The organism is Metallosphaera yellowstonensis MK1 (genome assembly GCF_000243315.1).
Lineage (GTDB): Archaea > Thermoproteota > Thermoprotei_A > Sulfolobales > Sulfolobaceae > Metallosphaera > Metallosphaera yellowstonensis.
Genome location: NZ_JH597761.1, coordinates 329975 through 337111 on the forward strand (window position 1 = coordinate 329975; position 7137 = coordinate 337111).

The 7137-nt window shown below is 52.0% G+C and carries 7 protein-coding genes and 1 pseudogene; 5 read left to right on the forward strand and 3 right to left on the reverse strand.

The annotated features are described in order from the left end of the window. Positions 1 to 3: 3 nt before the first annotated feature. Genes METMK1DRAFT_RS02440 through METMK1DRAFT_RS02460 form a run of 5 tightly spaced genes read left to right on the forward strand, consistent with a single transcriptional unit; the run spans position 4 to position 5240 of the window. Complete coding sequence (locus tag METMK1DRAFT_RS02440; RefSeq protein WP_009070441.1) at positions 4 to 2241, forward strand: Ni Fe-hydrogenase I large subunit; 2238 nt, start codon at positions 4 to 6, stop codon at positions 2239 to 2241. Between the two features lie 10 nt (positions 2242 to 2251). Next, positions 2252 to 3130, forward strand: coding sequence for a hypothetical protein (locus METMK1DRAFT_RS02445; protein WP_009070444.1), 879 nt, complete (start codon positions 2252 to 2254; stop codon positions 3128 to 3130). Beyond that, on the forward strand, positions 3105 to 4385 hold the full coding sequence (locus METMK1DRAFT_RS02450) for a (Fe-S)-binding protein (RefSeq protein ID WP_009070447.1): 1281 nt from the start codon (positions 3105 to 3107) through the stop codon (positions 4383 to 4385). The genes METMK1DRAFT_RS02445 and METMK1DRAFT_RS02450 overlap by 26 nt, the downstream gene beginning before the upstream one ends. Beyond that, entirely contained in the window at positions 4382 to 4720 is a 339-nt protein-coding gene (locus METMK1DRAFT_RS02455; RefSeq protein ID WP_009070449.1) for a hypothetical protein, read from the forward strand. Before METMK1DRAFT_RS02450 ends, METMK1DRAFT_RS02455 begins: the two co-directional genes overlap by 4 nt. After that, positions 4707 to 5240, forward strand: a complete 534-nt coding sequence (locus METMK1DRAFT_RS02460; protein WP_009070451.1) for a hypothetical protein — start codon at positions 4707 to 4709, stop codon at positions 5238 to 5240. The genes METMK1DRAFT_RS02455 and METMK1DRAFT_RS02460 overlap by 14 nt, the downstream gene beginning before the upstream one ends. Before the next feature lie 309 nt (positions 5241 to 5549). On the opposite strand, the gene METMK1DRAFT_RS02465 is transcribed toward METMK1DRAFT_RS02460, so the two are convergent. The 3 genes and pseudogenes from METMK1DRAFT_RS02465 to METMK1DRAFT_RS02475 form a co-directional block, all read right to left on the reverse strand. Then, positions 5550 to 5924, reverse strand: a complete 375-nt coding sequence (locus tag METMK1DRAFT_RS02465) for a PIN domain-containing protein (RefSeq protein WP_009070454.1) — start codon at positions 5922 to 5924, stop codon at positions 5550 to 5552. Then, positions 5908 to 6147 (reverse strand): AbrB/MazE/SpoVT family DNA-binding domain-containing protein, encoded by a 240-nt coding sequence (locus METMK1DRAFT_RS02470; protein ID WP_009070456.1) that lies wholly within the window; start codon positions 6145 to 6147, stop codon positions 5908 to 5910. The genes METMK1DRAFT_RS02465 and METMK1DRAFT_RS02470 overlap by 17 nt, the downstream gene beginning before the upstream one ends. 146 nt (positions 6148 to 6293) lie before the next feature. Further along, positions 6294 to 7137 (reverse strand): annotated as a pseudogene (locus tag METMK1DRAFT_RS02475) (RNA-guided endonuclease InsQ/TnpB family protein); the annotation flags it as partial.

The following is a 7137-nucleotide window of genomic DNA, read 5'->3' on the forward strand; positions in this document are numbered from 1 at the left end:
TGAATGGCAACTAGTTCTCCCTATTACTTCACGTTCGACTGGACCAAACCGGTCCTCATAGAGCCCATAGTCAGGATAAAGCCCGAGCTGGGAATTCAGGTCACCTATGATTCCGTGAGCGGTAGGGCCTCTGACGCTTACGCTGCAGCAGGGATGTTCAGGGGATTTGAGATATTCATGAGGAACAAGCCGGGGCCAGACGTCATAATGCTCTCCAGCAGGGAGTGCGGCATCTGTGGAGAGCACCACCAGTTCATAGAGAGGATAGCCCAGGAGATGGCCCAAGGGGGAAACGCCCCTCCACCCCTAGGACTTGAGGGAATAGTGCTGGCCACCGACGCTGCCATGACCTATGACGCCACAGCACACCTGACGGCTCTGGGTGGACCTGACTGGAGCTCACTGTTCTTCAAGATAGCTGGTTACTTCCCCAGCCAGATTTACGAGATAGCCCAACAGACTCCCCTGAGTAAGGTGGCCCAGGAGTCGCAGGCCTTCCCAATGGGACCACCCTCAGAGATGGAGATGGCAGGCGTTAAACTGAGAACCGTGGCTGACATCATGGACGCGTTAGTCCCAATAATAGGGGCATATTTCCTGGAAGGGGCATATGCCTGGAGGATACTTCACGAGGCAGAACTACTCTACTTCCTACGGATTCCACATCCCATCACCATGGTTCCAGGAGGAATAGGAGTTCCTCCAACCGTTGAGAACCTCCAGAGGTACTTCCAGAGGATGGTTGACGGTACTGCCTGGTTGATGAAGCAGATGGCTGCGTACGAGTACCTGACGCTCTTCTTAGCGGACTACAACAACGCGTTCGGTATACAGGCCCTCTACGACAAGATAAACGGAACCCTAGGTTTCGCGGAGGAAGGGAACAGACCGGGGAACTTCGTATCTTACGGGCAGAGCGACGTCTCTGAGGCACCATCAGTGACTCCCTCGAGTACCTCGGTGTCCCCCTATGACGGCACGTATGAGAACATGGGTGCGTGGGGGAGAGCTAGGGTGGTCAAGCCAGGGTTAGTGATACAGAAGAACTCCAACTCCCCTCCCACATTGGTCACCAACGACCTGGTGGACATAAACCTGGGCATAAGGGAGTTAGTGGAGTCCTCCTTCTATACCCCATGGTACGAGAACGGTTCCTTCAACAGTGAGGTTCCGTCCTCGGTGAGCGGGATAGAACAGGACCCCTCAGGTAACCCCGTGAGTTTCTACCATCCATGGAGGAAGTGGACTATGCCAAATCCACAACCGAGGGCCGTGCCAATGGCCTACGGTGCTCCCTACTCTTGGGCAGTGTCCCCTAGGTTTGTTCCATATCAGAACGGGAAACCCATCACCAATCTCTTCTACAACGTGGAGGCAGACCCCATGGCTGTCATGTACGCTCAGGTGTTGCAACCGCAGGCCCCTACACCTATCTACACCTCAGACTACCCCTCAGGTTTCGGTGTGAGTTACAACAGCAACGAGATGAGTGCCACCTTCGTCCTGCCCACGGTCAACAGTCCTAGGGTGACATTACCTCCGGAGTTCCAGCAGGGGAGCGAGATAGAGTTCAAGTACGTGGCTCCCTACGCCCTGTCAGGAGGGAAGATAGTGACCAACGCCATAGAGAGGATGAGGGCCAGGGCATTCGAGGCTGGGTTGGACGGAATGGGAATGTGGGTAGCGTGGATGAGTGCCGTCACCTACTTGAAGCAGGGGAGGACACAGGTCAGTAGTATGCCACCTTCCAGCTGGACCTATAAACAGAACACCAACATAGATGTAGCCCTAGGCGTGGGCATGAAGGAAGCTCCCAGGGGAGCGCAGTATCACTCTGAGGTCTTCGCCACCGGGACCGGAGTCTCTGTTCCCACGATTAATCCGCAACAGATGCAACCAACCACAGTCAACTCAGGTCCAAGGGTCAGGAACAGCTACGACGACGGGATTCAAACCATTAAGCCTGCCTCCCCCACTCACGGTGCTGGAACCTTCGAGGAGGTCATAATGGGTAACCCAGACTACAACATGCCTGGGACTCCCAGATTGACCGTGCTACCGCTAGAGCAATGGGACGGCTTCGAGTTCGCCCAGACGCTGAGGTCATTCGATCCCTGCTTCGTCTGTGGTGTTCACATGGTTCTACCCAACGGAAAGGCTAGGTATCTAACGCTGGGGGCCCCGATAGACCTAAGCAACTCCATTAAGGCGTTCTACAGGTTTGCCATGAAGGTCAAGTGAGGTATAGGCGATGCTTCCAGTAGTCTTGGCAATAGGCGCATCGTTGGGGTCGGACTCCCTTTACTGGTGGGGTCTGAACGTAATCTTCCCCCTGGGTCTCCTCTTCTTCGTCTTCGGTGCCATATATAGAATCTCCAGGTACTTCCTAGGGAGAAGGGTAGTGACCTATGCCACCGCTGGGCTCGGCGCTGAAGTGAAGGAGGCCATTACTGCCATACCGACGCCCTTTCAGTCAGCCGCTAGGAGGGACCCGTTCCTCATAGTGGAGACAGTGTTCTGGCACATATTCATGCTGGGTGTAGTCGTACTGGTGGGAATTCACATCCTGGCGTGGAACTACATCTTCGGTAGTATATTCGGCGTCTCCAACCCACTGTGGTTCCTCCTAAAGATCTCCACCCCAGAGCAGTTTACCTCTGCATATCAAATGGGTCTCCTGGGATCAAACGCCTACTCCCACGGAGGGATACTGAATCCGCTAGGAGCTTGGAACTCGGCTGAAGTCTCTACGTCCACCTTCGACCCTTGGAGCTTCCTTTCGGTACTAGTTAACGGAACCACCATGGGGCTTCTAGCCCTAGCGGGGATACTGGGATACCTGGTGACGAGGATAGTTGAGGACGTCACTGGACACAAGAGATTGAGCTCCTCCGGAGATTACGTCTTCCTCATACTACTCTTCGCAATCATAGTGACTGGCCTAGCTGCCATGTACGACTTTCAGGTTCCCTACTTGGGAATACCTAACCAGACCAATTGGTACGGACTTCACATAGCTTTGGTTGGAGCGTTCATAGGCTACGTACCCTTCAGCAAGGGATGGCACATGTTCGGCTACTACCTGGGCAAGGGAATGAGGGGTTATGGCTACGGAAGGAAGAAAAGGTGAAGTTTGCGGGGGATTCAAGGTGGAAGGAAAGAACGTGAAACTGGGTAGGAGGTTGGTCTCGAGGGCCTTGGACGAATTATCTCCCTACGATGTCTGGGGAATACAGGAGTGCATGAGGTGCGGCGTCTGTAGGTACACGTGTCCATTTTGGCTTGACGGACAGGAGGCCACTGACATCCCGGCCTGGAGGACCTACGAGGTCAATAAGGTATACTCCATGTTCTATACTGGGTACGGTGTGGTGGTCAGGTTCCTGAGACTTAGGGGGATCAAGTCCTCGGAGTTCCTGAAGTGGAGGGAATCCGCCTACAACTGCACAGCCTGTGGGGCGTGCACAGAGACCTCCCCTCTGGAGATACCCAACTGGTACACCGCCATACTCCTGAGAAGGATGCTCCACCTCTCAGGGACTAACCTGGAGGGGGCTGAGGAATGGGCAGGGAACACCAAGAAGACAGGAAATGCGCTGGGTCTAACCAGAGAGGAGTGGGGAGAGAGTGCCAAGTCTCACGGGTTGCCCGTGGACGAGAGGGCAGACGTCCTTTACGTTCCCAGTGCCCTCGAGGCTAAGGATCCAAACGTGCTGGGACAGGTCTCCTCACTGTTCTCAACCCTCAAGGAGAAGTGGACGGTGAGCTCACAGGTCAGCGACGTGGGGTACTACGCTTACCTAGCGGGGGACTTCGAGACGGCGAGGGAGCAGTTCGACAGGGTGTTCCAGGAGGCCAAGAGGTTGGGAGTGAAGAGGATAGTGACGAGTGACGGCTCAGGTTTCTTCTTCCTGAGGTGGCAGGCCCCCAAGAGCTTGGGAAGGAAAATCGACACACCGGTGGAGCACCTCACCGAGACCGTGTACGAGGCCTATAGGGCAGGGAGGGTGAAGGTGGATCAGGCAGACGTAAAGGAAGATACCACCGTGCACGACTCGGAGTTCATGAGCAGGTTGGGCGGAGTGGAGAGACCCCATAGGGAGCTCATGAAGGCAGTACTGCCATCCTACAGGGAACCTAAGGCTTCACCCTCCTCCCACACACTGTTCACATGTGGACACCACCTGGAGCTCCTCAAGGAGAAGGAGGAGAAGCTGAAGAGGGTGAGGATGTACTCAGTGAGGCAGCTAGCCTCCTGGGCTAAGACCGTAGTAACCTTCGATCCCAACTGTAACCTCTCCATGCTTAACGGGATTAAAGACGGACAGGGACTGAGCAAGTCCTATTACTTCACGGAGGTCTTATCCAAGGCGGTGAGAACTTGAGCCTGCTGAGATTGTTCATGAGGCTGACTGGACTTGACTCCACCATCAAGGAGGTCGTGGACGAGATCGTGGGCTCCACCGGTAACGATCCTAAAGTGATGGGACTCCTACGCTTGGTTCCACCTAGCCCCAGTGATGGGACAACGGAGCTCATGGAGTTGGCTAAGTCGCTGGGGATAGAGGTGAAACCGGCAGTGCTAACAACCGACCTCAGGAGGAGGGCGACGGCTCTGGCAGCCAACACTACTACCGTAAACGTCGAGAACCCAGAGGCCGTCTTATGGGAGATAGCCCAGAGATTCAGGGTCAGAGGAAGGAGAGATGGAAGTAGTTAGAAGTTCGAATTCAATCATTTTTTCTAAACCGTATCCAAACGAACTACTTGACAAGATGATTGATGGGATACCTCTCGGGCCAGAGGTAGAGATCTTCGAGGAGCCCGATGAGAGGGTGAACGGATACTCCAGGTCCATTTCGTTCTCCTCCAAGGGGGAAAAGTCGCAGGAGGCCTTCGAGAGATTCCTGAGATCACTCTCCTTCAAGGGAGACCTCAGGGAATTGGTGTGGGCCTATCAGGTTGAGTTTGTGGCGAAGATCCCCAAGGTAGTTAAGCTTGACCTACCCTCAGTGTTACCCTTGGTAGGTAACGTTATGCTGACTGGTGTGGTCATAGCTAACGTTAGGAACTTAGATACGGCACAGAGGAAGTTCACCCTGGTTCAAGTTGATAACAACGTGAGGGTACTTAAGAGGGACGAGCAGTACGTGAGCCTCAGTGAACTCCTGCGTGAGGCGGAACTCTTGGTAAAGACCTTGTGGGGAGATGGAAGTGAGCTCAGGAAGATAAAGTTTTGATGACATATTAGATTGACTAAAATAATTTAATTAGCCTATATTACCCTCACGTCAGCTGGAGCCCACCTAAAGATCAGGTTCAGGTGTCCATTGCCCCCAGCGCTCATATGCCTGTGTTCCCAGGGATCCATGAAGGGCCTGGAAATCTCTCGAAGTTCCTAGTGATAATCACCTTATAGCAGTTATTAGATTTCGCCTTACTTATAGTGCTATATCCAGTGGAAAAATCCCATAACTAATACATGGGAGAACATTGAAGCCAAAGAATTGAAGCTTTTAGGAGGTTTTGCCCTAATATTGCTTTAACCATCAAAGCCTACGCTGGATTTTCCTTTTTAACTTCTTGTCAAACGTGAGTAACTGCAGGTTTAACCTGAGCGATATCGATAAGATTAAGAAGTCATTAACGTCATCATAACCCCTCACTTCATCCTTGTTACCTAACGCGTAATATACGTCCTCCAAAGTCACCGGGACTACCTCAATCTTAGGATCGTTTAACACTTCCTCTATTATTCCTAGATCCATCTTATTCTTAACGAGGTAGTAGGCCAGTTCCGTAATGGAGATAATGGGTAAATAAGCCTTCTCCAGATTGCTCCACTTCTTCAATGCCATCCGGTGGTTCTCGTGGTCTTTGAACATCACCGCTATGACGAAGTTGGTATCAGCTACTGCCTGCAATCCTCTCGCTGACCTCGTTTATTACCTCGTTTATCTCCTCGTCAGTTATCTTCCTTCCTAAAGTTAGATTGAGGGAAGCTATATCCCCTTTCTTCTTCCGAATTATTATGTTATCACCCTCAACGCGTACGATCAACTTGTCCCCTATCCTTATGCCGAGCTTTCGCCTGGCCTCGTAAGGTATGGTCACTTGGTAGTTTCTGGTTACCTTGACCTCTTCCATGGTTAGTAACTAGTATTAGTAATATATAAAATTTTATATGAAGTTTGGTTTACGGATCGCTCCGATTACTAACAAAACTGACTTTAGGTTTCCCTTTAATTATACAGTGGACTCTGAATCTAACTTTTCATGCTGGGGTTCAAGCCTCATTGAATTTTCATGAATTTGTATCCAATCCTCAGCCCTTGAGCTTCACCGGAGTCGCGGGGAAACCCGTTACTCCTCCGCCCCCTTAACGGGGTGACCCCAACCCACCTACTCCCACTGGGAGTGAGAGAGAGGTGGGGAAACCCGCACATCTTGAGGAAGATATTCAAGGATGCGTTGAGTTGTCTATCCAGGGTGAAACCACACCTCTCACAACGAAAAGTCCTACCTTTCGGGAAATCCGTCCACATCTGGGGCAGGACTTGGAAGTTAAATGCGGGTTCACCTCCTTAACTAGGGAGCCGTATAGTGGGGCCTTGTACTTCAACACACGGTGGATCGACCTCCATACAGTCCTTGAAATCTTCTTAGACAACTTGTCGTCAGCTTCTTGGAACATATCCTGTTTGTTCAGTTTCTCAACAGCAATCGTAGTCACGGGATACATCTCAAGGAGCTCGTTGACGAACTTGTGAACGTAGTCCCTAACTCTATTCCTCTCACGGTGGGAGTACTTCCTCGACAACAACTCCCCTTTCCTACCGTGCTTGGAAGCGAAGGACTGTATTCTACCCCTCTTCAACTCCATCCCAAACTTGAGGCTGTACAGCTCCCTCAAGGAGAAAGTGACGAACTTCTCGCCGTCGTAAGCGTCCAGAGTATAGAGGTTACTGTCGATTGCTAGATAGTCCAGGGGAGTTGACCAGGGTAATTTGTAACGGAATGGTAGGTGAACCTTGTCCTCCTTTATCACGGGCTCACCCAGTTCTAACCCTTTGACCCGTGGAGAGAACCAGGTGTGGGACCAGGAGAGGGTCAAGTACTCATACGGTCTTACAGTAA

What these genes read in the sequence shown, in the direction of transcription:
- METMK1DRAFT_RS02460 (WP_009070451.1), top strand. Translation starts at nt 4,707, where the DNA reads ATGGAAGTAGTTAGAAGTTCGAATTCAATCATTTTTTCTAAACCGTAT.
- METMK1DRAFT_RS02445 (WP_009070444.1), top strand. Translation starts at nt 2,252, where the DNA reads ATGCTTCCAGTAGTCTTGGCAATAGGCGCATCGTTGGGGTCGGACTCC.
- METMK1DRAFT_RS02440 (WP_009070441.1), top strand. Translation starts at nt 4, where the DNA reads ATGGCAACTAGTTCTCCCTATTACTTCACGTTCGACTGGACCAAACCG.
- METMK1DRAFT_RS02470 (WP_009070456.1), bottom strand. Translation starts at nt 6,147, where the DNA reads ATGGAAGAGGTCAAGGTAACCAGAAACTACCAAGTGACCATACCTTAC.
- METMK1DRAFT_RS02450 (WP_009070447.1), top strand. Translation starts at nt 3,105, where the DNA reads ATGGCTACGGAAGGAAGAAAAGGTGAAGTTTGCGGGGGATTCAAGGTG.